Below are 26,662 nucleotides of genomic sequence, written 5' to 3' on the forward strand. Positions count from 1 at the left end.
CGGCCTCTGAGTCGTCGCGGCCCGGCTATTTCGCCTTGGCGAAGTCGCCGGCCGCCTGCATCAAGTCAAACGCCTTCAGGACGTGGGTTTCCAGCAGTTTCTCGATCGCCGCCTCGTCGCGCGCTTCCAGCGCGTCGAGGATCGCCTCGTGCTCCTTGATCGCCGCCTCCCAGCGGTTGGTCTTCAGATTGCACTCGTAGCGGATGCGATAGAGCTGGGCGTTGACCACCCTGTGGTGCTCGGCCAGCACCGGGTTCATGGCGCAGCGCACCAGCGCCTGGTGGATCTGCTGGTTGCGGTCGAAATAGCCGATGCGATCACCGCGCAGATAGGACGCCAGCATCTCGTGATGCAGCGCCCGCAGCTCCCGCAATTCCTCCGGCGTGGCATTGCGGCATGCCAGCTTGCCGGCAAAGGCCTCGAGCCCGCCGAGAAATTCCAGGAGATGGCGGACGTCGTTGGCGCCAAGCACCGCCACGGTGGCGCCGCGCCGCGGATGCAGCTTCACCAGCCCTTCCGAGGCCAGGATCTTCAGCGCCTCGCGCAGCGGCGTGCGCGACACCTGCAGGATTTCCGACAGGGCCCGCTCGCGCACCGGCTCGCCCGGCAGAAGCTGGCTTTCCAGGATCATTTCGCGAATGCGATTGGCGACGAGGGCCGGTTTCAGATCCTGCGACGGGGTCGCATCGACCCGGCGGGGAAACGCGGTCACCACCGCGGATTGCGTTTTGGTCATCGTCGCTCTGTTGCCGTTTGTCCGCCTGCGCCGCGTTCCCGCGGCTCGGCCCCATCCGTGAATGCCCGATTGCCGGGGTTGGCCCCGTGCATTGCCACCCAGCATAGCACGGTTCGCGGCGTTCACGTCGCCGCAGGCCGCGTTCCATACCAAAGTGGCAGACCGCATGGCACGCAAAGCGGGTCCGGTTTCGATTTTCCGAGGAGTTCAGGCGTTCTGGTCACACCTTCCGACCCTCTGCCATCACTGCACGAGCGCCATTGCATGCCAATATGAGCCCCCGCATCGAGGATTTGATGCATGGCCTGCCAGCGATTATGCCCGTTGACCTGCCATTGCACGATATTGCATACCAGATGCGGTGGGAGCGGCGGCGCCGGCCTGACGACAGGCACGACCGCACGGCATCAGGGGGGAAAGCATGGACAATCCGGCACCGGACGACCGCGCGGCGACGCAGGAGGCCGCCCGGCCCTTGCCGCTGGCAGGACTGCGGGTTCTCGATCTCAGCCAGGTGATGGCCGGGCCGTTCGGCTGCATGCTGCTCGGCGACATGGGCGCCGACGTTATCAAGGTCGAGCCGCCGGCCGGCGGCGACCAGACCCGCCGCTCCATGGGCTTCCGCATGAAGGGCGAGGACAGCCCCGGCTTCCTGGCGCTGAACCGCAACAAGCGCAGCGTCACCATCAACCTGAAGACCGAGGCCGGCCGCGAGCTCTTCTACGCGCTGGCCGAGACCGCCGACATCGTCGTCGAGAACAGCCGGCCCGGCGTCGCCAAGCGGCTGGGCATCGACTACGAAACCCTGTCCAAGCGCAATCCGCGGCTGGTCTATGCCAGTATTTCCGGCTTCGGCCAGACCGGACCGTGGTCGCAGCGTCCGGGCTTCGACCTGATCGCCCAGGCGATGTCCGGTGTCATCAGCGCGATGGGCATTCCCGGCGGCGAACCGATCAAATCGGGCGTGCCGATCGGCGATCTGGGCGCCGGCCTTCTCGCCGTCTACGGCATCCTGAGCGCCATCATCGGCCGCCAGGCCACCGGCCGCGGGCAGTATGTCGATGCCTCGCTCTTCGAGGCGGCGCTCGGCCTCTCGGTCTGGGAGAGCACCGAATTGTGGGCCACCGGCCGCTCGCCGCAGCCGCTGGGCACGGCCAACCGCATGAGCGCGCCCTATCAGGCCTTCGCCGCCGCCAACGGCCATTTCGTCGTCGGCGCTGCCAACCAGAAGATCTGGCTGACCTTCTGCCAGGTCATCGACCGCATGCACCTGACCGAAGACCCGCGCTTCCGGGACAATCGCGACCGGCTGCAGAACCTGCCGGCGCTGGTCGCCGAGCTGAATGCCGTCTTCAAGACCGAGACCGTCGACCATTGGGTCGACGCCTTCATCGCGGCGGGCGTGCCGGCCGGGCCGATCAACGACTATGCCCAGGTCATGGCAAGCGACCATGTCGCGGCGCGCAACATGGTGATGAAGGTCGAGCATCCGGTGGAAGGCGAGATCAACACCCTCGGCTTCCCGGTCAAGCTGTCCGGCACGCCGCAGGAAGTGCGCTATCCGCCGCCGCTGCTCGGCCAGCACACCCGTGACCTCGTCGATGAACTCGGCCTCTCGGACCGCTACGACGAGCTGGCCGGCGGCGGAGCCTTCTCGCAATGAGCGCCAACGAAGCCGACGGCGCCGTCACGCTGGAGCGGCGCGGCGCGGTCGCCCATGTCACCTTCGACCGCCCGGCCGCTCGCAACGCCATGACGCGTCAGATGTACGGGCAGCTCCACGCCATCTGCGACGAGCTGCAGGCCGATGCCGCGCTGCGGGCCGTGGTCCTGCGCGGCGCCGGAGGCAAGGCCTTCGTCGCCGGCTCGGACGTGCGAATTTTCTCCGGCTTCGAGACCGGCGAGGACGGCATCGCCTATGAGCGCGAGATGGAGGAACACACGCTGGCGCTGGCCCGCATCCCCGTCCCGACCATCGCGGCGATCGACGGCTGGACAGTCGGCGGCGGGCTGAATCTCGCCGCCGTCTGCGACCTACGCATCGCCACCGCCGGATCGCGCTTCGGCGTGCCCATCGCTAGGACCGTCGGCAATTGCCTGTCCATGGCGAACTACGCCCGGCTGGTCGCCGGCTTCGGCGCCGCCCGGGCCAAGCGCATGCTGCTCCTGGGCGAGATCCTCGATGCCGACGAAGCGCGCGCCTGCGGCTTTCTCGCCGAGATCGTCGAGAAGGACGCGCTCGACGCCGCCGTCGCCCGCCTCTGCGACACCATCCTTGCCAACGCGCCGGTGACATTGCGGGTCAGCAAGGCCGCCATTGCGCGCCTTGCCGACGATCCGGGCGCCGACGGCGACGATCTCATCGCGTCATGCTACGGCAGCCGTGACTTCAAGGCCGGGGTCGCCGGCTTCCTCAGCGGCGAGCCGCCGGCCTGGGAAGGCGGCTAGGCATCGGCCGGGACCAGCGAGGACCATTCATGACCGCATCCATCGCCGAGACGCATGCGAAACCCGCCCCGGACGCCATTCTCGCCGGGCTCGTCACCGAATTCGGGCCGAAAACGGTGCTGTCGGACCCGGCCGACATGCAACGCTATTGCCGCGACTGGCACGGCGACGTGGAGGGCAGCGCCCTTGCCGTGCTGCGCCCCGCCGATACCGAGGAGGTGTCGCGGCTGGTGCGTGCCTGTGCGGCGGCCGGGCTAGCCATCGTGCCCCAGGGCGGTAATACCGGTCTTGTGCTCGGCGGCCTGCCGACCGACGCCGCCGGCCATGTCGTCCTGACGCTGGAACGCATGAACCGCATCCGCACCATCGCCGCCGACGATTTCTCTGCCGTGGTCGACGCCGGCTGCATCCTTGCCGCGATCAACGCGACGCTGGCCGAACAGGACCTGCTCTTCCCGCTGTCGCTGGCCGCCGAGGGCTCCTGCCAGATCGGCGGCAACATCGCCACCAATGCCGGCGGCATCAATGTCCTGCGCTACGGCATGACCCGCGAGATGATCCTCGGCCTGGAGGTCGTGCTGCCGGACGGCACCATCTGGAACGGCCTCTCCACCCTGCGCAAGAACAACAGCGGCGTCGACCTGAAGCAGCTCTTCATCGGCGCCGAGGGCTCGCTCGGCATCATCACCGGCGCGGCCCTGCGCCTCGTGCCGAAGCCGACACGCAGCGAGACTGCCTTTCTGGCCCTGCGCTCCCTCGACGACGTCATGGCGCTCTATGCGCTGGCGCGGCGCGAATGCTGCGACCTGCTGTCGGCCTTCGAACTGGTGCCGCCCGAGGGCCTGACCTTCGCGAAGGAGGCGGATGCCGACTTCGTGCCGCCGCAGATCGCCGACGCGCCGGCCTATGCGCTGATCGATGTCGCCGCCACCGGCCCGATCGACCTGCGCGCCATGGTCGAGGCCTTCCTCGAAACCGCCATGGCGCGGGATCTGGTGATCGATGGCGTGCTCGCCGCTTCCGAGCGCCAGGCCGCCGGCCTGTGGCAGATCCGCGAGGGGATGATCGAGGGGCAGGCGCTGCGCGGCCCGCATCTGCGCACCGACCTGTCGGTTTCGCCGTCGCAGGTCGCCGGCTTCATCACGCAATCCATCGAAGAGCTGGGGCGCAGGCTGCCGGACTGCCTGCCCGTCGCCTACGGCCATGTCGGCGACGGCAACATCCACCTCAACGTCATTCCGCCGCGCGGCCTCGAACGCGAGGCGCGCGAGGCCATGCTCTACGAGGCGAAGACCATCCTCAACGCCGTGGTCGACCGCCATGGCGGCGGCATCAGCGCCGAACACGGCATCGGACGCCTGAAGCGCGGGGACTTCGAAGCGCGGCGCTCACCGGTTCACGAGACCCTTTTGCGCGGGTTGAAGCAGTTGCTCGACCCGGCGGATCTGATAAATCCCGGCTGCCAGCTCACCTCGCCGCGCGACGGCGCGGACGTCAGGAGCCTCGGCTAGAGTGGAACAGACGGCTGGGCGGCCGCGCGATCAGCGGCCGTTCTTCGCCCGCCATTCCTTGAAGCGGGCCTGGTGCTCGTCCTTGGTGCAGGGATAGAGGCCGATGATCGTCTCGCCCTCGCGCACCCGTTCGATGACGAAATCCTCGTAGGCCGTCATTTCCACCGCCTCGTCGGCAACCTCGTCGGCGATGTCCGCCGGAATGACAATCACGCAGTCGTCGTCGCCGACGATGACGTCGCCGGGAAACACCGGCGAGTCGCCGCAGCCGATCGGGCCGTTGATCTCGATCGCCTCGTGCAGCGTCAGGTTGGTCGGGCTCGACGGGCGCGTGTGATAGGCCGGCATGTCGAGGCCGCCGATCGTCGCCGCGTCGCGAAAGCCGCCATCGGTCACGATGCCGGCGGCACCGCGCACCATCAGCCGGGTGATCAGGATATCGCCGGCGCTGGCTGCCCGCGGGTCCTTGCGGCTGTCGATGACCATGACATGGCCGGACGGACAGGCCTCGATCGCGGCTCGCTGCGGATGGTCGGACTTGCGGAACTCGGCGAGCTGGTTGCGATCCTCGCGGGCCGGCATGTAGCGCAGGGTGAAGGCCGGGCCGACCATGTTGCGGCCCTTCGGCGCCACCGGATGCACCTCCTGGATCACCTGGTTGCGCAGGCCGCGCTTGTAGAGCGCCGTGGCGAGCGTCGCCACCGAGACGCCCATCAGTTTCTGCCGTGTCGCTTCGTTCATCGCCAGGGTCTCGCTCCAATGCGTCGGTCGGGCGCCGGGAACGGCGCCGGCTGGATCAGATCAGGCCGTTCGCCGTCAGGAAACCTGTCATGCGGGCCTGCTGCGCTTCGGTCAACGGCCAGGCCGAGGGCGGCCGGGTCGGGCCGCAATCGTCGCCCATCGCGGCGAGCGCCGCCTTCACGCCGGTGACATTGGTGCCGTTCAGCTCCTCGGCCCGGATCTCCTCGAAGGCGCGCATGCCGGCGATGAGGTCGCGGGCGGCCGCGTAGTCCGAGGCTTCCAGCGCCGCATGGATCGCCATGGAGCGCTCCGGCCAGACATTGATCAGCCCCGAGGTGAAGCCCCGCGCGCCGACGGCATAGAAGGCCGGCGCCCAGACTTCCGCGAGACCGCCGACCCAGGTGATCGACGGATCGCAGGCGGCGATCGCCTCGGCGAGTTTCATCGGGTTGGGCGTTGCCCATTTCACGCCCTTGACGCCCGGCAGCGCGCAAAGCGCGGCGATGCCCTTGGTGCCGATCGCGTCATTGCGCAGATACAGCATCACCGGCAGCCCGCCGGAGGCGTCGATGATGGCGCGGACATAGTCGACGGTGCCGCGCGGGGCGACGAACGGGTCCGGCGGCTGGTGGATCATCAGCGCGGTCGCGCCGGCATCGGCCGAAGCGCGGGCGAGGCGGCAGGCATCGCGGATGCCGCGCCCGACGCCGGCGAGCAGCGGCGCCCGCCCGTCCACCAGCGCGGCGACCTCTTGCACCATGGTCACCGCCTCGTCGGTGGTCAGGGCATAGAACTCGCCGGTATTGCCGTTGACCACCGGCATGTGGACGCCGGCGGCCAGCGCCCGGTCGAGGATCGGCGCCAGCTTGGACGGCGCGACGTCGCCCGCCGCGTCATAGGGCGTCACCAGAATGCCGGAGATGCCCGCAAGGGCCGTATCGAGATCGTGGCGCATTGCGGCCCTCTAGAAGATGTCGGGTTCGGGAACCGCCGGGCCGAAGCCCCGCTCGAGATAGTCGAAGTCGCAGCCCTTGTCGGCCTGGGTGACGTGGCGCGAGAACATCCAGCCATAGCCGCGGCCATAGCGGGGCTCGGGCGGCGTCCATGCCGCACGACGCGCGTCCAGCTCGGCCTCGTCCACCAGCATGTCGAGCCGCCGGTTCGGCAGGTCGAGCCGCACGATGTCGCCGGTATTCAGGAGCGCCAGCGCGCCGCCGACGAAGGATTCCGGCGCCACATGCAGGACGCAGGCGCCGTAGGAGGTACCCGACATGCGCGCGTCGGAAATCCGCAGCATGTCGCGATGGCCCTGCTTGATCAGCGCCTTGGGGATCGGCAGCATGCCCCATTCCGGCATGCCCGGCCCGCCCTGCGGTCCGGCATTGCGCAGCACCAGCACATGGTCGGGCGTCACGTCGAGGTTTTCGTCGTCGATCGCCTTCTTCATCTCCGGATAGGAATCGAAGACCAGCGCCGGCCCCTCATGCACATGGAAGCGCGGATCGCAGGCCGCCGGCTTGATCACCGCCCCGTCCGGGCAGAGATTGCCGCGCAGCAGCGCCAGCGAGCCCTCGTGATAGACCGGGTTGGAGAGCGGCCGGATGACGTCGTCATTATAGACGACCGCCCCTTCCAGGCATGCGCCCAGCGTCTGCCCGCTCACGGTGAGGCAGGAGGTATCGAGCCGTTCCTCGAGCTGCTTCATCAGCGCGCGCAGGCCGCCCGCATAGAAGAAATCCTCCATCAGATAGTCCTTGCCCGAGGGGCGGACATTGGCGATCAGCGGCGTCGTGCGGCCCAGTTCGTCGAGATCGTTCAGCGTCAGCTCCACCCCGGCGCGGCGCGCCATGGCGATGATGTGGACGACCGCATTGGTCGAGCAGCCGGTGGCCATGGCGACGATGGCGGCATTGCGCACCGCCGCCTCGGTCACGATCCGGTCCGGCGTCAGATCCTCCCAGACCATGTCGACGATCCGCCGGCCGCAAGCCGACGCCATGCGCTGGTGGCCGGAATCGGCCGCCGGGATCGACGAGGCGCCCGGCAGGGTCAGCCCCATCGCGTCCGCAATGGCCGTCATGGTCGAGGCGGTGCCCATGGTCATGCAGGTGCCGACCGAACGGGCGATGCCGCCCTGGATGCCCAGCCATTCCTCGTCGGTGATGTTGCCGGCCCGCCGCTCATCCCAGTATTTCCAGGCATCCGAGCCCGAGCCGAGGATCTTGCCGGCATAATGGCCGCGCAGCATCGGCCCCGCCGGCAGGTAGATCATCGGCACGCCGGCGGTCAGCGCCCCCATGACGAGACCCGGCGTGGTCTTGTCGCAGCCGCCCATCAGCACCACCCCGTCGAGCGGGTGCGAGCGGATCATTTCCTCCGTCTCCATCGCCAGCATGTTGCGGTAGAGCATGGAGGTCGGCTTGGTGAAGCTCTCGTCCACCGACAGCGACGGCAGCTCGACGGCGAAGCCGCCGGCCTGGGCGACGCCGCGCTTCACGTCCTGCGCGCGCTCGCGAAAATGGCCGTGGCAGGAATTGAGCTCCGACCAGGTGTTGAGGACACCGATGATCGGCTTGTCGCGAAAATCCTCTTCCGCATAGCCGAGCTGCATCATCCGCGAGCGATGGCCGAAGCTGCGTAGATCGTCGGGCGCGAACCAGCGCGCGCTGCGCAGCGTGTCCGACGTCTTCCGGCGGGTTTCGGCCATGGTTTCCTCGTCCTCGGCAGCATATTTCGGCGGCATGTATGCGCTTACATAACCGGACTGTCAACGAAGCGGACGGCGCAGCAGTGCGACAGATCCCGAGATGGAAAAGCGAGCCGAATGCGTATACATGGTGGCACTGAAGCACGGTGGATGCGGGCGCAAAGGCCCCGTCCACGGCGAGCCAGCCGGCCGCGCGAAGCTGACAGGCGACCCGTGTCGGGACGAGAGGTGGAGACGAGGCGATTGACGGACGATCAGGCTCCACCGCCGAAAGGCGCGCCTCCCGCAGGCGGTCCGGTCACCATGGCGACGATCGGACGGCTCGCCGGCGTCTCGCAGGTCACCGTCTCCCGAGCCCTCAGCGATCCGTCCAAGGTCTCGCCGGCCACGCTGGAGAAGATCCGCGAGGCCATCGCGGTGACCGGCTTCGTTCCCAACGCCCTGGCCGGCGCCCTCGCGTCGCGGCGCAGCCGGCTGATCACCGCCCTGGTGCCGTCGATCACCAACATCGTCTACGCCGCGATGATCAAGGCCTTCAGCGAGCGGATCCGCGCCCATGGCTACCAGATCCTGCTGTCGGAGACCGGGCTCGATCCGGCCGACGAGGAAGTGCTGATCGAGACGCATCTGTCGCGCCGGCCGGACGCCATGCTCCTGACCGGCATCCACCACACGCCGCGGGCCCGCAGAATGCTGCTGGGCGCCGGCATTCCGGTGGTCGAGGTCTGGGACATCACCGATTCCCCCATTGATCTGTGCGTCGGCTTCTCCCATGCCGAAGCCGGGCGCGCGGCGGCTGACTATGCCATCTCGGCCGGCTACGTCCGGGCCGGCACGGTGTCGGCCGATGACGAGCGGGCGGCACGTCGCAAGGCGGCCTTCGTCGCGCGCTTCGCTCCCACCGCGGAGACGCCGATCGAGACGGTCGATTTCGACGGCCCGGCCAGCCTGGAACGCGGCCGGCAAGGCCTCGCCGAACTCATCGACGCCCGTGGTTTCGCCGGCGGGGTGGTCTTCTGCAGCTCCGATCTCCTGGCCCATGGCGTGCTGATCGAAGCCAAAGCGCGCGGGCTCGCCGTTCCGGCGGACATCGCCGTGATCGGCTTCGGTGACCAGGATTTTGCCGCCCATGTCGAGCCGGCGCTGACCACCGTGCGCGTCGACCGCCCGGCCTTCGGGCGCGCCGCGGCGGAAGCGATCCTCGCCCGTTTCGACGGCACCGGCCCGCAGGCACCCGTCACCGATCTCGGATTCCGGATCGTGGCGCGCACATCCGCCTAGCCGCAAGAACCACCGGTCGCGCGGCGGCCGCCGGCAGAAGCCGCGCGACGGACGTCCGGCAGACAGGGCGGGCCGATAAGGAACGATTCACCGAACGTGAACTGTCATGAGGTCATCACAAACTGTTTACCCGGTCTTATGAGTTCGTCCTGCACAAAGTCGCAAATGCAACTGTCAGGGTAATGAATTGTCCGGTTTTCGCGACCCTCGCGCCATGATGCGGATCAGCCATTATTCGATGGTGGGTTGGCTTCTTGCCATCATCGGCCTGTCCGTTCTGGGGCTCACCGGCGCCGGCAGCGAGGATCTCTGGCATACAAGGATTCTCGCAGCGACGACTGCGGTCGCCGTCATCGCTCTGTTCTGGGCATGCCGGCAGCATCGCCTTGAGACCGAGCTGGTTCGCCAGAAGGACGCCACGGACCGCCAGAATGCGCTGATCCACGAGCGCGACGGCGTCACCAGGACATTGACCCGCCGGGTTTTCATCAGCCGCTGCGGAGCGCAGCTCAAGATCGCCCCCGCATCCGGCGGCTACGCGCTGCTCCTCGTCGACATGGATTATCTCAAGCAGATCAACGACGCCTACGGACACGACATGGGCGATGCCGCCCTGCGCCATCTGGCGACGGTCGCCCGACGCGTCTTCCCCGGCAGCCTGATCGGCCGGGTCGGCGGCGACGAATTCGCGCTTTTGACCGAATGCGCCTCGCCCGAGGCGGCGACCCGGCTGGCCGAGAGCTTCCTGATCGCGCTCGACCACACCGCCTATCACGCCGGCCGGCCGCTGAACCTGTCGGCCTCGATCGGCATCGCCTTTGGTCCGGGCGACACCGCCCTGTTCGACGAGTTGATGCAATATGCCGATCTCGCGCTCTACCAGAGCAAGCGGAACGGCCGTGCCCAGGCGACCCTGTTCGAAAACGAGATGCTCCGGGACCAGAAGCACACCCGCTATATCGAGCGCGAGCTGCGCGCCGCGATCCTCCTGAACGAGCTGGAACTCGCCTATCAGCCGATCGTCACCGCCGAGGGCAAGCTGCATGGCTGCGAGGCGCTGGTGCGCTGGCGCCACCCGTCGCGTGGTATCATTCCGCCGGTGGACTTCATCCCCATTGCCGAACAATCGCTGCTCATCGACCTGCTCGGCGAATGGGTGTTCCGCCGCGCCTGCCGGGACGGGGTGGAGGCCAGCTCCCTCTCTATCGGCGTCAATTTCTCCGCCAGCCAGCTCAAGCGCGACGACGTCGTGACGATGGTCGAACGCGTGCTGGCCGAAACCGGCATGCCGGCAAGGCGCATCGTCATCGAGATCACCGAATCCGTCGCCATGAACGCCAATGACAGCGTCATTCGGCGTCTCGCCGCGCTGCGCGCCCTCGGCCTGCGCATTTCGCTCGACGATTTCGGCACCGGCTACAGCGGCTTTTCGTACCTCCGCGCCTTCCCGATCGATTCGATCAAGATCGACCGCAGCTTCGTGGTCAAGCTGGGGGACAGCGAGGCCGACAATGTCCTCATCACCGCCCTTGCCAGCGTCGCCAACGCCATGGGGCTCGCCATCGTCGCGGAAGGCGTGGAGACCGCCGAACAGATGCTGCTGGCCAGCACCGCCGGCTGCAAGCTCTTGCAGGGCTATTACTTCGCCCGGCCCCAGCCATGGTCCGACATCCAGGCGATGCTGGCCCGCGGCGGCCCCGTCAGGATCCGCGCGACCGAGGCGGCCTGACCAGGCGATCCCGCGTCGGACGCCCGATCAGGTCGGCCGCAGCTGCGTGCCGGCGTCGTCAGCTGCGCAGATATTTGACGAGGGCGAAGACCCCCAGCACCAGGACGGCGAGCACCAGCACCGCGCCGATCCCCATGCCGCCCATCATCCAGCCCATCGGGCCGGAATCCATCATCATTTCATTGTCCTGCATCATGATCGCAATCCTTGTGTCCGGTTGTGACGCAGATCAGGTGCCGGGCTGGATGTTGCAAGGGAGCGCCCATCTAGAAGGGATGCCGATCCGGTGAGGATCGGCGCCGACCAGGGAGCGTTTCGCCATGACCAGCCGGGTTCCGCCGATCATCGTCTTCGACGTCAACGAGACGCTGCTCGACATCACCACGCTGGAGCCGCTGTTCGAACGGGTCTTCGGCGATGCGGCGGTGATGCGCGAATGGTTCGCCCAGCTCGTTCTCTATTCGCAGACGCTGACCCTGTCGGGCCGCTACACGCCCTTCGGCGAGATCGCCGCGGGCGTTATCCGCATGGTCGGGGAGACCCGGAATGTCGCCGTCGGCGATGACGACGTCGCCGAACTGCGCCGGCGGATCGGCAGCATGCCGGCCCATCCCGACGTCGCCCCGGCGCTGACGAAACTGCGCGACGCCGGCTTTCGCCTCGTCACCCTGACCAATTCGCCGCCGTCGGCCGCGCCGACCCCGCTGGACAAGGCCGGCATCGCAGCGTTCTTCGAGGCGTCCCACAGCGTCGACAGCGTCGGCCGGTTCAAGCCGGCGCCGGAGACCTATCGCCTCGTTGCCGAGGCGCACGGCGTTGCCACCGGCGATCTCTGCCTCGTCGCCTGCCATGTCTGGGATACGATCGGCGCGCAGGCCGCGGGCTGTCACGGCGCGCTCGTCACCCGGCCCGGCAACGCCGTGCTGCACGCGCCCGAAACACCAAGGCCCGACATCGTCGCCGCCGATCTCGGCGGGATCGCGGACGCCATCATCCAGCGCTTCGCGCCGAAGGGCTGAGGTCTAAGGGGCCAAGGTCGCGCGCTGGCTGTCGCCGCAAGCCCGCACCGTCCTGCCCCGCGGCTGGATCAGGCCCGCGCGCCGAGCACCTGCACCAGGAACCGCGTCGTGCGCTCGAAATGCGCCGCCACCAGCTCGCTCGCACGGTCGGCGTTGCGCTCCAGAACCGCCGCGGCGATCTGCCGGTGTTCCTCGGCCAGATCGCGCTCGTGGCGCTTCAGATCGACCGAGGCCCGGCGGTAACGCTCGCACTGGTCGTGCAGGAGGCTGCGCACATGCAGCAGCCATTTCGACCCGCAGGCCGACACCGTGGCGTAGTGGAAGTCCCGGTTGGCGGTCTCCCATTCCGACAGGGTCTCGTGGTCGTCGGACATGATCCGGTCGTCCAGCTTGCCGAGCCGGTAGGCCGCGGCGACGACGCCCGATTCCCACATCGCGTCGCCCTTCTCGATCGCCATGCGCAGCATCTGCAGCTCGATGGCGGTCCGGGCGGTATTGAGGTCCTCGAATTCGTCGGCATCGAGCGGCGCGACCGCGAAGCCGCGATTGCCGGTGGCAATCACGAGCCCGTCGGCTGCCAGCCGCTGCAGCGCCTCGCGCAGCGGCGTCGGCCCGACTTCGTAGATCCGGCTCAGCCGCTCGATCCGCAGCCGCTCCGTCGGCGCCCGCACACCGGCGATGATGTCGGTTCGCAGCTGCCGGTAGGCCGCGTCGGTCAGCGTCATGCCGGTGTCGGGTTTCAGGGGGCGCGTCGACACGTCCAGATCCATGAGTGTGGCAGCCTTTCCTTCGCTGGCGCCCCGCATGCCGGCTCTGCGCCGACTTGGCAATCCACGGGGCTCCCGGCACAACGCCGCTTGACCCGTCACTTTCCATATGTTTGCATGTTTTATCGATAAAACAAGGAAGCATCGCGGAAATGAAGCTGCTGACATTCGAACGGGACGGTGTTCCGGGCGCCGGCCTGCTGGATGGGAACGAGATCGTGGTCTGCGAGACCGGCGCGGCGGCCCGCCTTGCGGTGCGGCGCATTGCCGAGGGCGACACGGAGCTGCTGGATGCGTGGAAGACCAAGGCGGCCAATGGCGCCGAGCGCCTCTCGCAGTCCGACGTGACCATTCTCGCGCCGCTGCCCGAGACGCGCCGCGACATCTTCTGCGTCGGCAAGAACTACCGCGAGCATGCCTCCGAGTTTCACAACAGCGGCTTCGATTCCGGCGGCAAGCAGGCCATCCCGGTCGCGCCCGTCATCTTCACCAAGTCGCTGTCGGCGATCATCGGACCCGGCGCGATCATCGAGGCCGGCCTCGATCGCACGCGCACCGTCGATTACGAGGGCGAGCTCGGCGTGGTCATCGGCAAGCGCGCCTTCGGCGTCAGCAAGGCCGACGCCATGGACTACGTCTTCGGCTATGTCGTCATCAACGACGTCACCTCGCGCGAGCTGCAGCGTCACCATAGCCAGTGGGTGATCGGCAAGGGCATCGACACCTTCGCGCCGATGGGCCCGGTGCTGGTCACCGCCGACGAGGTGCCGGACGTCACCAAGCTCACCGTGACCACCACCGTCAATGGCGAGACCCGCCAGAAGGCCAGCGTCGCCGATCTGATCTTCGACATTCCGACGCTGATCGAGACGATGACGGCCACCATGACGCTGCTGCCGGGCGACATCATCGCCACCGGCACGCCCGCCGGCGTCGGCATCGGCTTCGACCCGCCGCGCTACCTCGCCGACGGCGACCGCGTGGCGGTCACCATCGACGGGCTCGGGACCTTGGAGAATCCCGTCCGCCAGTAACGACAACAATGGGGAGGAAGACAGGATGACACTCAGGACAATCGCCTGCACGCTCGCGGCAGGGCTCGCCGCCGCATCGCTCGCAACCGGCGCCGTGGCGCAGGACAAGACCAGCATCGCCTGGGGCGGCTCCAATCCGGGCGGCGTCATGTACTACATGGTCGGCGTCGCCGGCACCGAGCTCGGTAAGGACCTGCCGGACGTCAACATCACCCAGGTGACCACCGGCGGCTCCACCGAGAACGCCAAGCGGCTGATCAAGGGCGAGCTCGACATGGGCATCGTCTATGGCAGCCACGTCTTCATGGCGCAGGAGCCGACCGGCCCGTTCAAGGACGGGGAGAAGGGCGACATGTTGCGCGGCGTCGCCATGGCCTATGAGGGCCCGACCTATTTCGTCACCCTCGCCGACAGCGGCCTCTCGTCGATCGCCGATCTCGCCGGCAAGAAGGTGGCGCTCGGACCGCCGGGATCGGGCACGGTCTTCAACTGCTCCAACATCCTGACGGCGCTCGGCATCCTCGACCAGGTCGAGCCGCAGATGATGACCTTCGCCGATGCCGGCCGGGCGCTGGGCAACGGCCAGATCGACGCCTTCTGCCAGTCCTCATCGCCGGCCGCGGCCGTCACCGAGCTGGCCGAGACGCGCGACGTGGTGGTGCTGCCCTATGAGGAGGACCAGCTCGCCAAGATCAGCGAGACCTATCCCTTCTACCATACGGGCACGATGCCGGAGACCACCTACAAGGGCGTTCCGGCCACCGACATGCCCTACACCACCGTCTACTGGGTCGCCCATGAGAGCGTGCCGGAGGACGTGGTCAAGCGGATGGTGGCCTCGGCCTACGACCGGCAGGACGCGCTGGCCAACGGCCACAAGGCCTGGGCACAGATGAAGCCCGACGTCGAGAACTTCGAGGCGCTCGGCGCCCCGATGCATCCCGGCGCCGCCGCCTATTACGCCGAAAGCGGCGCGGCGAAGTAGCCACCCGCCGCAATCAACGCATTGCTGACGCCCCCGTCTTCCGGCCGACCGGAAGGCGGGGGCCTTTCAACCACGAAAAGACGAGACGATGGTGGACGCATCCTGGCTGTTGCGCGTCGATGGCGCACGCCGGTCCCTGACCGGTTTCTACGCCCTCGCCTTCAATCTGGTGGCGCTGGGCTTCACCGGCTTCTACCTCTACACCTCCGGCTTCGGCCTCGTCTCGACCCAGACCAATCGCGGCATCTATCTGATGCTGACCTCGGTGCTGGTGTTCCTGCTCTATCCGGCACGCGCCGGCTCGCCGTCCCACCGCCCGAGCATCGTCGACCTCGTTCTCGTCGCCGCCACCGTCGCCAGCGTCTGGTACTGGATCGACCAGTATGTCAGCTACGCGATGTTCCGCGTGTCCTCGCCCAACACCGCCGACCTGGTGATGGGCGCCATCGCCATCGGCGTGATGCTGGAGACCAGCCGCCGGGCCCTCGGCCCGATCATCTCGATCATCGCCATCGTCTTTCTCGGCCAGCTCTATTTCGGCGAATATCTGCCCGGTCGCCTGGCCAATCCCGGCATGTCGGTCGAGCGCATCCTGGAATTCACCTATTCCACCCAGGAAGCGCTGTTCGGCGTCGTCACCGCGACCTTCGCCACCTTCGTCTTCCCCTTCATGATCTTCGGCGCCTTTCTCGAGCGCTCGGGCGCCGGCGCCTTCTTCATGGATCTCGGCACGGCGCTGGCCGGCCGCTGGCGCGGTGGCCCGGCCAAGATCGCGGTTATGACCTCGGCGCTGTTCGGCTCCATCTCCGGCTCCTCCGTCGCCAATGTCGTCACCACCGGCGCTTTCACCATTCCGCTGATGAAGCGCACCGGCTTCCGCAACCATGATGCCGGCGCCATCGAGGCGATCTCCTCCACCGGCGGCCAGTTCATGCCCCCGGTCATGGGCGCCGGCGTCTTCATTCTCGCGACGCTGACCGAGACCAGCTACCTGACCATCGCCCTGATGAACGTCATCCCGGCCGTGGTGTTCTTCGTCTTCCTCCTGTCCATGGTCGACCTGGAAGCCGTCCGCCTCGACCTGAAGGGCCTGCCGGCGGACGAAATCCCCAGCCTGCGCTCGGTGCTGGCCAAGGGCTGGCAGTTCTTCGTGCCGCTGGTCGCGGTGATCGGCCTCTTGTTTTCCGGATATTCCGCCGATTTCTGCGCCTTCTGGGGCACCGTCTCGGCCGCCGCCCTGTCCTGGATGCGCCGCGACACCCGCATGGGACCGACCGCCATCGCCCAGGCCATGGTCGGCGGCGCCCGCAGCAACGCGGCGGCGGGCGCGGCCATCGGCACGCTTGGCATTATCATCGGCGGCATCGTCCTGGCCGGCCTCGGGCTGAAATTCTCCGCCGTCCTGATCGACTTTTCCGGCGGCAATCTGTTCGTCGCGCTCTGCCTCGTGACCGTCGTCTCGATCATCATCGGCATGGGCTCGAGCACCACCGGCTCCTACATCATCCTGTCGGTGGTCGCCGCGCCCGCCTTGATCAACCTCGGCGTCCCCGTGGTGGCCGCGCATCTGGCGGTGTTCTACGCCGCGTGCCTCTCCAACATCACGCCGCCGGTCTGCGTCGCTGCCTTCGCCGGCGCCGCGATCGCCGACGCGCCGCCGATGAAGACCGGCTTCTCGGCCCTCAAATTCGGCGCCACGCTGGTGCTGATGCCGTTCAGCTTCGTCTATGTGCCGCAGCTGCTTCTCGAAGGAACGCCGCTCGACATCGCATACACGACGGCGCTCTACGCCCTCGGCTGCGTGCTCTTCGCCATCGCGCTGCAGGGCACCGAGCCGGTCGGCGGCGTGGTCACGCCGCTGCGCCGTGGGCTCTTCCTCGTTGCCGGCGGCCTCCTGATGTTCCCGACCAACCTGTGGATCGACATGGCCGGCCTTGCGCTGCTCGTCGTCGCCGCAGCCCCGACGGCCATCGCGCGCCGCAACCGGATCGCGGCCGGCTGACGGCGGCGCGGCGCCGGCCTCGCCGGGCGTCATTCAGCGCCTGGCATGCCAGCTTGCGACCGGCCGGGTTTCGCGGCCGGACCCTTCCGCCCCGCGACAATCTGGCCTAGACCGGCCACGGGGGAATTCATTTCGGGAGGGGATCCATGAACCTGCATGCAGTTTTCGCGCGGAGCGAGGAGCGCGAAATCCGGGCCGGGCTGGTCGGTGCCGGCGAGTTCGGCGCGACCTTCGTGGCGCAGTCGCGGCATATTCCCGGGCTCGTCGTCCCGGCGATCTGCGACCGCGACATCGACCGTGCGCGCCGCTCGCTGCTGGCGGCAGGCGTCGCGGCGGAGGCCATCGCGCTGTGCGACACGCGCGCCGCCGCACTCGCCGCCATCGAAGCCGGCCGGACGGCGGTCGTCGACGATGCCCTGCTTCTGGCCGCCCTGCCGCTCGACGTGGTGGTCGAGGCGACCGGCCATCCCGAAGGCGCCGCCGCAACGGCCGCCGCCGCCATCGACAATGGCCGCCACAGCGTCATCGCCACCAAGGAAGCCGAGATCGTCGTCGGCCCGATCCTCGCCCGGCGCGCGGCCTCGGCCGGCGTGGTCCACACGCCGGTGGATGGCGACCAGCCCAGCCTGCTGATCGGCCTGATCGGCTGGGCGCGGCTTCTCGGCCTCAAGATCGTCGCCGCCGGCAAGGCCAGCGAATCCGACTTCGTCTGGAACCCGGCCGACGACACCGTCACCGCCTGGGGACGATCGGTGGCGGCGCCGCATTATCGCGATCTCTTCGCGACCGGCGATCCGACCGCCGCGATCCCGCCCCGCGAACTGGCGGAATTTGCCCGCACCACCGTGCCCGATCTCTGCGAGATGGGCATCGTCGCCAATCACACCGATCTCGATCCGGACGTGCCGGAACTGCATGCGCCCATCGCCCGCACGGTGGAACTGCCGCATCTCATGCGGCCCCGCGCCGCCGGTGGCCTTCTCGGCCGCTCCGGCGTCGTGGACATGTTCAACTGTCTGCGCCGGCCCGACGAGCTCAGCTTTGCCGGCGGCGTCTTCGTCATCGTCGAGGCGCCCGATGCCGCGACCGGACGGCTGCTCGCCGGCAAGGGCATTCCGGCGAGCCCGGACGGCCGCCATCTCCTGATCCACAACCCGGTGCATCTTCTCGGCGTCGAGGCGCCGATGTCGGTGTTGTCGGCAGCCCGGCTCGGCAGCTCGACCGGCGGCACCGAGGTGAGGCCCCGCTACGACCTCGTCGCCCGCGCCCGGCGCGATCTCGCCGCGGGCGAGACGCTGGCCATCGGTGCGCGCCACCAGATCGAGCCGCTGGATCACCTGCTGATGCCGGCCCGGCCGCTCGGATCAGGCGCGCCCGCGCCCTATTATCTGATGGACGGGCGCACCCTTCGCGCCCCGGTCGCGGCCGGCGAGATCGTCACCTGCGACGCCGTCGCCTTCGATACGGAAAGCACGCTGCACCGGCTGCGCAGCGAGCAGGACGACGTCTTCTTCGCCGAAGGCTGACATCGCAAGGGCGGGCGACCGCGACCGGTCGTCCGCTCCCATGCTCCACGCGCCCCGAATGGCGCAGATGGGAAGAACCAACTCCGATCCGGCGTCCCCGCGCCAATCCATTCCTTGATGGAAGCCCCGCGAATACCGAGTTTCCGGTCAATGCGCGACAGGCGCCTCCCAATCCAGGAATGACCCCATGAAGCTCACGCTCGCAACGCTCACCGCCGCCCTTCTTCTCGGCACCGCCGCCCACGCCGGCAGCCTTGAGGACATCAAGTCCGCCGGCACATTGCGGATCGGCACCGAGGGCACCTATGCCCCCTTCACCTATCACGATGCCTCCGGCGCCCTCGTTGGCTTCGATGTCGAGATCGGCCGCGAGATCGCCGAGCGGCTCGGCGTCGAGGTCGAGTTCGTCGAGGGCAAGTGGGACGGCCTGATCGCCGGCCTCGCCTCCGACCGCTACGACGCGGTGATCAACCAGGTCGGCATCACCGAGGAGCGGCAGGCCCGCTTCGACTTCTCCAAGCCCTACATCATCTCCAAGGCGGTCCTGATCGTTAAGGACGACAATGAGGACATTGCCAGCTTCGCCGATCTCGACGGCAAGCGGGCGGCCCAGTCGCTGACCTCCAATTACGGCCGCATCGCCGAGGAAGCCGGCGCCAGCCTGGTCGGAACGGAAGGCTTCGACCAGTCCATCCAGCTCGTCCTCACCGGCCGCGCCGACGCGACGATCAACGACAACCTCTCCTATCTCGACTTCAAGAAGCAGAAGCCCGACGCGCCGGTGAAGATCGTTGCCTCGGAAGCCGAGGCCGCCGCTTCCGGCGTGGTCGTCCAGAAGGGCAATCCCGAGCTCGTCGCCGAGATCGACAAGGCGCTCGACGCGATCCGCGCCGACGGCACCTACGAGACCATCTCGCAGAAATATTTCGGCGCCGACGTCTCGCGCTGATCTTCGACGGCGGCGGCTGGATGCCCGCCGCTGCCGCTGCCCTACATCGTCGCCGAAGGGTGAGGTTCCGGCCGAGCACCGGAACCGGGTTACCCGCGCCCGCTTGCTGCGACAGGATCGGACCGTCCCTTGCCCCCCACCCTGCAATTGATGCTCGACTCGCTCTGGCCGCTGGTCCGGGCGGGTCTCGTCTTCACCGTGCCGCTGGCGATCCTCTCCTTCGCCTTCGGCCTGTCGCTCGGCTTCATGACCGCCGTCGTGCGGCTGTTCGGGCCGAAGCCGCTGGCCGCCATCGCCCGCTTCTATGTCTGGTTCATCCGCGGCACGCCGCTGCTCGTCCAGCTCTTCGTCATCTTCTACGGCCTGCCCAGCGTCGGCATCCTGATCGACGCCTTTCCGGCGGCGCTGATCGGCTTCACCCTCAGCGTCGGCGCCTATACGTCGGAGATCATCCGCGCGGCCCTGTCCTCCATCAGCAAGGGCCAGTGGGAAGCCGCCTACGCGATCGGCATGACCCGGAACCAGGCGATGAAGCGCACCATCGTGCCCCAGGCGATGCGTGTCGCCGTGCCGCCGCTGTCGAATTCCTTCATTTCGCTGGTCAAGGACACCTCGCTGGCCGCGGCGATCACCGTGCCGGAGCTGTTCCAGCAGGCCCAGCGCATCGTCGCCACGACCTACGAGCCGTTGATCCTCTATGTCGAGGCGGCGCTGCTTTACCTCGTCCTGTCCTCGGTCCTCTCCGCCCTGCAGAGCCGGCTGGAGGCGCGCTTCGGGCGTCAGGGCGGCTATCTGGAGTCCGGCGCATGATCCGCCTGTCCGGCATCCGAAAGAGTTTCGGCGAGAACACCGTCCTCGACGGCGTCGATCTGAACATCGCCGAGGGCCGCGTCACCGCCCTGATCGGCCCGTCCGGCAGCGGCAAGAGCACGCTGCTGCGCACCGCCAACCTTCTGGAAATGCCAGAAGCCGGCACGCTGGAGATCGGCGATGCGAGGGTTGCCTTCGCGCCGGGCCAGCGCCCGTCGCAGTCCGAGGTCCTGGCGCTGCGCCGCAGGACCGGCATGGTGTTCCAGAACTTCCAGCTGTTTCCGCATCGCTCGGTCGCAGACAATGTGACCGAAGGGCTCACCACCGTCTGGAAATGGCCGGCCGCCAAGGCGCGAAGCCATGCGATGACGCTTCTGGACAAGGTCGGCATGGCCCACAAGGCCGATGCCTGGCCGGCGACCCTGTCGGGTGGCCAGCAGCAGCGCGTGGCCATCGCGCGAGCCATCGCCGCCTCGCCGACGCTGCTTCTGTGCGACGAGCCGACCTCGGCGCTCGATCCGGAACTCGCCATCGAGGTCGTCGAGGTGCTGCGGACCCTCGCCGAGGAGGGCATGACCATGCTGATGGCGACCCACGATCTGCGGCTGGCCGCCCAGATCGCCGATCACGTCGCCTTTCTCGACGGCGGCCAGATCGTCGAGGAAGGACCGCCGGAGACGATCTTCCGCACGCCCACCGATCCGAGGACGACCCGCTTCGTCGGCACGCTGCTGGGCGCCGCCGGCGGACACTGACCGCCCGCCGCACACGCTCCCCGCCGGACCCGCCTCAGCGGTCGAAGGCGACGGCGACGAAGCGGCCGGTCCGGGCGCGGTAGCCGACGCCAAAGCCCGCCGCGAAGGCGCGCTCGACGGCCACGGCGACCAGCGCCGGCGGCGTCGCCGCATCGTCGAAATCGAGGAAATGGTGGAGGAACACGATCCGCCCGCCGGGCGCGACAGCGGCCCGCAAGCGGGCGAGCATCACCTGCAGATCGTTCGGCGCGAGATAATAGAGCAGTTCCGACACGACGATCAGGTCGAACGGCCCACGAAGCATCCCGCCCGGCAGCACGGCCTCGGCGAAACGGATGCGCGGCGTCGCCCGGTTGCGTTCCCGCGCGATGGCCAGCGCCGTCGGCGAACCGTCCAGCGCGACGAGCCGCAGGCATTTGCGACCGAGCACCGCGCTGTTCTCGCCATTGGCGCAGGCCAGTTCCAGCCCGCGGCCATAGATCCGCGTGCCCACCGCCTCCATCAGGATGCGGCGCTTGAATCGCTCGAAGGGCGAGGCGGCATAGCCCCAGGGATCGGGATCGGCGGCGAACATCGCCTCGAACCCGTCCAGATCAATCGGCTTCGCCATCCTGCCAGTAACTTTCGATCGGGCCCGTCAGCCGGGCAATGGTGGCCGCGTCGAGCATGAACCCGTCCGGGTCGTCGTCGATCAGCGCCGTGGTCTGGGACAGATGCGCGGCCACTGCCGCCCGCTTGGTCTCGACGACATCGGCGATGTCGAAGGAGACCCGATGCATTTCCCCGGGGCGCGGATGATCCTCCGGCGCGCCGAGTTCGTCGAGCCAGATCGCATATTCCATCCGCGCCGGTGCCTGGCCCGCCTGTTCCAGCGCTTGGGTGACCAGATGCCAGGCGGCGCGATGGTCCGAATGCGGATCGCGCCGCCAGGGCAGCAGCACCAGATCGGGCGCGGCGTCGGCGAGGATCTCGACGACCCGGGCGCGGGCCGCATCCCAGCCGGGCGAGCCTTCCGGCGGCAGATCGGCGTCGGGCAGGCCGAGAAAGCTGCGCGGCATGGTGCCGAGGCCGAGAATGGCGAGCGCGTCCTCGGCCTCGCGGTGACGCTTGGCAGCCAGTGCTGCCCGCGGCCATGTCGCCGAATTGCGATGCGACGCCCCGCCATCGGTGACGAACAGCGTATGGAACTTCCGGCCGTCCCTGGCGAGGATGGCGGCCAGCCCGCCGCATCCAAGCGACTCGTCGTCGGCATGGGGCGCGACGATGAGGATGCTGCGGGCGGTCAGCGTGCGCGGGTCGCGCGCCTCGCTCATGCGCCCTCTCCCGGCAGCCAGTCGCCGGCGGCGATCGCGTCGCCCAGGTTGCGCAGGGCTCCATCCGGATTGGGCTGGCGCAGATAGGTGCGCAGGTCGCGGACGAGGCGCTCCAGCGGATGCGGCCGGTTGAAGCCGGCGGCGCCCACGGCCCGCTCCGCCTCTTCCAGCACCGCCAGTGCCGCGGCTTCCACCGCCGAACGCACGGCATTGGCCGTCGCCACGAGGCGCCTCGCATTTGCAGTATCGTCCGGGTCGGCAGCGGCCGCGCTCCAGGCCTCTGCGCCGCGCGCCAGCCAGCCATGGGCGGCATCGACATGCAGGCCCATGCGGGCGAGCCGCTGTGCCTGATAGGGATCGCCGGCCCGGTCGGTGCGCAGCAGATGGTCACGCGCCACATCGAAGACGGCGTGCAGGCCGCCGGTCTGCACTGCGGCAAAGCGGATCGCCCCGCCGCTGAACCAGGGCTCGCGCGTATAGTCGCCCGGCTGGCCCAGACGATGTGCGTCCTCGATCCTCAGTCCGGTGAAATCGACGACATGGCTGCCGGAGCCGCGCATGCCCATCGGGTCCCACCACGACCGGTCGACCGGCGCATCGGCCAGCGGCATCAGCAGCATCTTCCGGCCTTCCTCGTCCGGCACCGTCACGATCGCGCGGGTCAGCCCGTCGACCCCGGAGGCAAAGTTCTTGGCGCCGACAAGAACGCCGTCATTCTCGGTCAGCGGCTTGCCCGGCGCATCGGTGTTCCAGACACCCAGCCATGCGCCCTCGGTCGCCGCATTGCGGACCGCTGCATTCTGGACCTCGCTGCCATAAGCCCGGATCAGCAAGAGCGCGTTGACGTGCCCCTCATATATGCGGCCGACGCCGAGATCGCCGCGCCCCACCTCGGCCAGGAGATGCAGGAGATCGCCGATGGCAGCGGGTTCCAGCGGCGGATCGGCGGCCAGTGACGAGCCCGACAGCAGCGCGAAACCCGCATGGGGGAACTCGGCCTCCGTCTCGTAGCTGCGCGGCAGCGCCACCAATGCGCGTCGCAGCGACGCCGCCTCGTCCTGTGGCCGGAGCTTATGCAGCATGTTCCCTCGCCTCATCCTCGCCGATCAACGCTCTCAATTCCGCAATCGCATCCAGCACCGGAACCGTGCCGGGAGCATCGGGCTCGTCCGGCGCATGGCGCTCGACGAGCAGGTGCGGCGGCAGGACCCGGCCGTCGTCATCATGGAGCTCTGCGGGCTTCAGCCCGAGCCGCGTGGCGATGGCCGCGAGCCCGTCCGGTTCGACATGGGCCGCGTCGCGCAGCAAGCTGCGGCGGATCGCCCGCGCCAGAACGCGCTGCGGGGCCTCCACCAGATGCGGTCGCCCGGCTTCCGCCTCGGCCACCCATTGCGCCAGCGTATCGGCCATGCCGCCGGCCGCCCGGCCATGGGTGCGCGCCGACACTTCGACCCGCACCGCCGGGTCATGCCTTAGCCTGAAGCCGGCCTGCCGGACACGGGCGACAAAGGCGAGATCCTCGCGGAAGGACGCGGCCGGCAGGCCGGCGACCGCCTCGTAGACGCTGGCCCGCACCGCAAGGCTCGCCCCGGTATGGTCGCGATGCCGCGGCCAGGGATCGTGAGCCAGCGGATCGACATGGCAGGCAAGCCGGTCGCACAATTCCGCATAGAGAAGGTAATTCCTGGCGCGCGCCGCAAAGGCCGGCCCAAGCAGGGCCTCTTCGCGCCGGTCGCCGATGATCAGTCCGCCGACCAGATCGGCACCGCGTTCGATCGCCGCGAGATTGGCCGCGATCCAGTCGGGTGCCGGCACCGCGTCGGCATCGGTGGTCAGCAGGATCGTGCGGCCGGTATCCGGCGACAGGGTGCAGGCGAGATCCATGCCCAGCCGGCGCGCCGCACCGACATGGGCGAAGGGCGCCGGAAACAGGCACTCGACCAAATGCAGCCGCAGCATGGTGCCGGCCGCCGCCGCCTCCGCTGCCGCGCGCGACCGGTCGTCGGTGTTGTTGAGGACGATGACGACGTCGAGCTGCCGGCCGGTGCCGGCAAGCCAGGACTGTTCCGCAAGCGCGCGGAGAAGCGCCGGCAGGCGCTCCTCCTCGTTGCGGGCGGGAACCGCCACGATCGGCCGATAATCGAGGCCGCCTGACGGGGCGCGCAGGGCGCCCCGTCGAATGGTCGAACCGTCAGACCGCATTGACGTTCGGTTCGCGCTGCCAGTGGCGCAGCTTGCGGCACTGGACGATGAAGCCCTTCGCGTCCTCGGCACTGGCGAGTTTCACGCAGCCCTCGTCGAGATCACCGGCGACGCCGGCTTTCTCGAACAGCGGCATCGCCTCGGCCGAATAGGCGATGAACTTGCAATGGGCGAAGGCATCGGTGACGAAGTCGCGGGCCGTCGCCTCCTTGGTCAGGGTGGATGCGCCGTCCTTCGACGCGAGCACGGCCACCGCATCGTAGAGCAGCGACGGACCGCCATCGACCTTCTGCTTGGCCTCGATCCAGCTGCCGTCGCTGGCCTCGACGCCGCCGACCATCGGGGCGACGATTTCCATCATCGCGCCTTCCGCCTCGATGGCGGATTTCAGGCCGGACAGCAGCGCAGCATCGACACCGTCGGTCACGAGCACGCCGACCTTGCGGCCCTTGAAGCTCTCAGGACCGTTGAGGATGATCGACAGCTTCGGCGAGGTCTTCAGATCCATGCGCGTCGGCATGGCGGCCTCGGCCGGGGCCGGCATCTCCTTCAGCCGCAGGCTCTTGGCGACCGTCTTGGCCAGATCCTCGTCGACATTGAGGAGATGCGAGACGATGCGCGCGCGGATCGCCACCGTCTCGACCTTGGACAGCTCGAAAGCGAAGGCGTCAGCGATGTGCTGCTGCTCGGTCTGGGTCTGCGACAGGTAGAACTGCCGTGCCTGGCTGTAATGGTCGGCGAAGGTCTCCGAACCGATGCGACGCTTCTGGCCGGCTTCCTCGGCCGGGAAGCTCTGATACATGCCCCGCGGTGCCTCGCGCGGGCCGCCGGCCGCACCGCCCCAGGAGTTCGGCTCGTAATTGGCGCGACCCTTCGGGTTGCGCATCGACATGTGGCCGTCCTGCTGGAAGTGCCGGACCTCGGTGCGCGGCGCATTCACCGGAATATGGGTGAAGTTCGGGCCGCCCAGGCGCTTCAGCTGGGTGTCCAGATAGGAGAAGTTGCGGCCCTGCAGCAGCGGGTCGTTGGTGAAGTCGATGCCCGGCACGATGTTGCCGGTCTGGAACGCCACCTGCTCGGTCTCTTGGAAGAAATTGTCGACGACGCGGTTCAGCGTCATCTTGCCGACGACGCGGATCGGCACTTCCTCCTCGGGGATGATCTTGGTGGCGTCGAGGATGTCGAAGTCGAAGCGGTCGGCGAACTCGTCGTCGAAGATCTGCAGGCCGAGCTCCCACTCCGGATAGTCGCCCATCTGGATCGCGTCCCACAGGTCGCGGCGATGGAAGTCCGGATCGGCGCCGTTCAACTTCAGCGCCTCGTTCCACACCACCGACTGCAGGCCCTGCTTGGGCTTCCAGTGGAACTTGACGTAAGTCGACTTGCCTTCGGCATTGATCATCCGGAAGGTGTGGACGCCGAAGCCTTCCATGAAGCGGAAGGAGCGCGGGATCGTGCGGTCGGACATGATCCACATCGCCATGTGCATGGCTTCCGGGGTCAGCGACATGAAGTCCCAGAAATTGTCATGCGCGGTCTGGGCCTGCGGGAAGCCGCGATCCGGCTCCTGCTTGGCCGCATGGATCAGGTCGGGGAACTTGATGGCGTCCTGGATGAAGAATACCGGGATGTTGTTGCCGACGAGGTCCCAGTTGCCTTCCTTGGTGTAGAAGCGGCAGGCGAAGCCGCGCACGTCGCGGGCAAGGTCGGCCGAGCCCTTGTTGCCGGCCACGGTCGAGAAGCGGACGAACATCTCGGTCTGCTCGCCGGCCCGCTGGAACATGTCCGCCCGGGTGATGTCGGACAGGGATTCATAGGTCTCGAAGACGCCATGGACGCCGAAGCCGCGCGCATGGACGACGCGCTCGGGAATGCGCTCGTGGTCGAAATGGAAGATCTTCTCGCGGAACGCCTGGTCCTCGATCAGCGTCGGGCCCCGCGGACCGACCTTCAGGGTGTTCTGGTCGTCGCCGATCGGGGCGCCGCCCTGGGTCGTCATCTGGGGAACGTCGCCGCCGGCGACCTGGTGCAGCTCGCCGCCCTCGCCGCGATAGTCCTGCGTCGTACCGGCGTTCAGCGGCTTATCCGCGTTCGATTGCTGAGTCATGTCTGCTCCGGGTGAAGGGATGTTCACTCGGATAAGACTC

The 26,662-nt window shown here is 68.2% G+C and carries 24 protein-coding genes; 13 read left to right on the forward strand and 11 right to left on the reverse strand.

Translation table 11 applies throughout. The annotated features are described in order from the left end of the window. Positions 1–25: 25 nt before the first annotated feature. A complete protein-coding gene (locus ACEQX1_RS10055) occupies positions 26–736 on the reverse strand; it encodes a GntR family transcriptional regulator (protein WP_009208061.1) in 711 nt (236 codons plus the stop codon). Between the two features lie 421 nt (positions 737–1,157). Here ACEQX1_RS10055 and ACEQX1_RS10060 point away from each other — a divergent pair, with 421 nt between their 5' ends. Genes ACEQX1_RS10060 through ACEQX1_RS10070 form a run of 3 tightly spaced genes read left to right on the forward strand, consistent with a single transcriptional unit; the run spans position 1,158 to position 4,695 of the window. After that, positions 1,158–2,399 (forward strand): CaiB/BaiF CoA transferase family protein, encoded by a 1,242-nt coding sequence (locus ACEQX1_RS10060; protein WP_370194619.1) that lies wholly within the window; start codon positions 1,158–1,160, stop codon positions 2,397–2,399. Further along, complete coding sequence (locus ACEQX1_RS10065; protein WP_370194617.1) at positions 2,396–3,184, forward strand: enoyl-CoA hydratase; 789 nt, start codon at positions 2,396–2,398, stop codon at positions 3,182–3,184. The genes ACEQX1_RS10060 and ACEQX1_RS10065 overlap by 4 nt, the downstream gene beginning before the upstream one ends. Before the next feature lie 29 nt (positions 3,185–3,213). Further along, positions 3,214–4,695: an FAD-binding oxidoreductase gene (locus tag ACEQX1_RS10070; RefSeq protein WP_370196797.1), complete on the forward strand. Its 1,482-nt coding sequence runs from the start codon at positions 3,214–3,216 to the stop codon at positions 4,693–4,695. Positions 4,696–4,725: 30 nt separating this feature from the next. On the opposite strand, the gene ACEQX1_RS10075 is transcribed toward ACEQX1_RS10070, so the two are convergent. The 3 genes from ACEQX1_RS10075 to araD are packed head-to-tail and all read right to left on the reverse strand — an operon-like array spanning position 4,726 to position 8,143. Next, positions 4,726–5,436 carry a ribonuclease activity regulator RraA gene (locus tag ACEQX1_RS10075; RefSeq protein WP_370194614.1) on the reverse strand — a complete coding sequence of 237 codons (711 nt, stop codon included), beginning with the start codon at positions 5,434–5,436 and terminating at the stop codon, positions 4,726–4,728. 55 nt (positions 5,437–5,491) lie between these two features. Continuing rightward, entirely contained in the window at positions 5,492–6,391 is a 900-nt protein-coding gene (locus ACEQX1_RS10080) for a dihydrodipicolinate synthase family protein (protein ID WP_370194612.1), read from the reverse strand. Positions 6,392–6,400: 9 nt separating this feature from the next. Next, positions 6,401–8,143: an L-arabinonate dehydratase gene (gene araD / locus ACEQX1_RS10085; protein ID WP_370196798.1), complete on the reverse strand. Its 1,743-nt coding sequence runs from the start codon at positions 8,141–8,143 to the stop codon at positions 6,401–6,403. Positions 8,144–8,446: 303 nt separating this feature from the next. Between araD and ACEQX1_RS10090 the strand changes: the two genes are divergently transcribed. Next, positions 8,447–9,424: a LacI family DNA-binding transcriptional regulator gene (locus ACEQX1_RS10090; RefSeq protein ID WP_370194611.1), complete on the forward strand. Its 978-nt coding sequence runs from the start codon at positions 8,447–8,449 to the stop codon at positions 9,422–9,424. A gap of 214 nt (positions 9,425–9,638) precedes the next feature. Further along, positions 9,639–11,153 (forward strand): putative bifunctional diguanylate cyclase/phosphodiesterase, encoded by a 1,515-nt coding sequence (locus tag ACEQX1_RS10095; RefSeq protein ID WP_370196799.1) that lies wholly within the window; start codon positions 9,639–9,641, stop codon positions 11,151–11,153. Positions 11,154–11,211: 58 nt separating this feature from the next. On the opposite strand, the gene ACEQX1_RS10100 is transcribed toward ACEQX1_RS10095, so the two are convergent. Continuing rightward, the gene (locus ACEQX1_RS10100; RefSeq protein WP_155898572.1) at positions 11,212–11,349 is read right to left on the reverse strand and encodes a hypothetical protein; all 138 of its coding nucleotides are present in this window, start codon (positions 11,347–11,349) and stop codon (positions 11,212–11,214) included. 124 nt (positions 11,350–11,473) lie between these two features. Between ACEQX1_RS10100 and ACEQX1_RS10105 the strand changes: the two genes are divergently transcribed. After that, the gene (locus ACEQX1_RS10105; protein ID WP_370194609.1) at positions 11,474–12,172 is read left to right on the forward strand and encodes a haloacid dehalogenase type II; all 699 of its coding nucleotides are present in this window, start codon (positions 11,474–11,476) and stop codon (positions 12,170–12,172) included. A 68-nt stretch (positions 12,173–12,240) separates the two neighbouring features. On the opposite strand, the gene ACEQX1_RS10110 is transcribed toward ACEQX1_RS10105, so the two are convergent. Beyond that, entirely contained in the window at positions 12,241–12,930 is a 690-nt protein-coding gene (locus ACEQX1_RS10110; protein WP_370194608.1) for a GntR family transcriptional regulator, read from the reverse strand. Between the two features lie 161 nt (positions 12,931–13,091). Here ACEQX1_RS10110 and ACEQX1_RS10115 point away from each other — a divergent pair, with 161 nt between their 5' ends. From ACEQX1_RS10115 to ACEQX1_RS10145, 7 genes are all read left to right on the forward strand, one after another. Further along, positions 13,092–13,973, forward strand: coding sequence for a fumarylacetoacetate hydrolase family protein (locus tag ACEQX1_RS10115; protein WP_370194606.1), 882 nt, complete (start codon positions 13,092–13,094; stop codon positions 13,971–13,973). Between the two features lie 25 nt (positions 13,974–13,998). Further along, a complete protein-coding gene (locus ACEQX1_RS10120) occupies positions 13,999–14,958 on the forward strand; it encodes a TAXI family TRAP transporter solute-binding subunit (protein ID WP_370194605.1) in 960 nt (319 codons plus the stop codon). Positions 14,959–15,046: 88 nt separating this feature from the next. Beyond that, the gene (locus ACEQX1_RS10125) at positions 15,047–16,960 is read left to right on the forward strand and encodes a TRAP transporter permease (protein ID WP_370196800.1); all 1,914 of its coding nucleotides are present in this window, start codon (positions 15,047–15,049) and stop codon (positions 16,958–16,960) included. Between the two features lie 146 nt (positions 16,961–17,106). After that, positions 17,107–18,486 carry a flagellar biosynthesis protein FlgA gene (locus ACEQX1_RS10130; protein ID WP_370194603.1) on the forward strand — a complete coding sequence of 460 codons (1,380 nt, stop codon included), beginning with the start codon at positions 17,107–17,109 and terminating at the stop codon, positions 18,484–18,486. 187 nt (positions 18,487–18,673) lie between these two features. Beyond that, positions 18,674–19,435, forward strand: coding sequence for an amino acid ABC transporter substrate-binding protein (locus tag ACEQX1_RS10135; protein ID WP_370194602.1), 762 nt, complete (start codon positions 18,674–18,676; stop codon positions 19,433–19,435). Positions 19,436–19,564: 129 nt separating this feature from the next. After that, on the forward strand, positions 19,565–20,245 hold the full coding sequence (locus tag ACEQX1_RS10140) for an ABC transporter permease subunit (protein WP_370194601.1): 681 nt from the start codon (positions 19,565–19,567) through the stop codon (positions 20,243–20,245). Continuing rightward, positions 20,242–21,000, forward strand: coding sequence for an amino acid ABC transporter ATP-binding protein (locus ACEQX1_RS10145; RefSeq protein ID WP_370196801.1), 759 nt, complete (start codon positions 20,242–20,244; stop codon positions 20,998–21,000). The genes ACEQX1_RS10140 and ACEQX1_RS10145 overlap by 4 nt, the downstream gene beginning before the upstream one ends. A 34-nt stretch (positions 21,001–21,034) precedes the next feature. Here the strand turns inward: ACEQX1_RS10145 and ACEQX1_RS10150 are convergent, their stop codons facing one another. The 5 genes from ACEQX1_RS10150 to ACEQX1_RS10170 are packed head-to-tail and all read right to left on the reverse strand — an operon-like array spanning position 21,035 to position 26,622. Further along, entirely contained in the window at positions 21,035–21,610 is a 576-nt protein-coding gene (locus ACEQX1_RS10150; protein ID WP_370194599.1) for a trans-aconitate 2-methyltransferase, read from the reverse strand. Continuing rightward, positions 21,594–22,313: a PIG-L deacetylase family protein gene (locus ACEQX1_RS10155; protein ID WP_370194598.1), complete on the reverse strand. Its 720-nt coding sequence runs from the start codon at positions 22,311–22,313 to the stop codon at positions 21,594–21,596. The genes ACEQX1_RS10150 and ACEQX1_RS10155 overlap by 17 nt, the downstream gene beginning before the upstream one ends. Next, positions 22,310–23,395 (reverse strand): acyl-CoA dehydrogenase family protein, encoded by a 1,086-nt coding sequence (locus tag ACEQX1_RS10160; RefSeq protein WP_370194597.1) that lies wholly within the window; start codon positions 23,393–23,395, stop codon positions 22,310–22,312. Before ACEQX1_RS10160 ends, ACEQX1_RS10155 begins: the two co-directional genes overlap by 4 nt. Continuing rightward, a complete protein-coding gene (locus ACEQX1_RS10165) occupies positions 23,385–24,515 on the reverse strand; it encodes a glycosyltransferase family 2 protein (RefSeq protein WP_370194596.1) in 1,131 nt (376 codons plus the stop codon). The genes ACEQX1_RS10160 and ACEQX1_RS10165 overlap by 11 nt, the downstream gene beginning before the upstream one ends. Then, the gene (locus tag ACEQX1_RS10170) at positions 24,505–26,622 is read right to left on the reverse strand and encodes a catalase (protein WP_370196802.1); all 2,118 of its coding nucleotides are present in this window, start codon (positions 26,620–26,622) and stop codon (positions 24,505–24,507) included. Before ACEQX1_RS10170 ends, ACEQX1_RS10165 begins: the two co-directional genes overlap by 11 nt. Positions 26,623–26,662: the final 40 nt, after the last annotated feature.

Source organism: Aurantimonas sp. (genome assembly GCF_964217435.1).
GTDB classification, from domain to species: domain Bacteria; phylum Pseudomonadota; class Alphaproteobacteria; order Rhizobiales; family Rhizobiaceae; genus Aurantimonas; species Aurantimonas coralicida.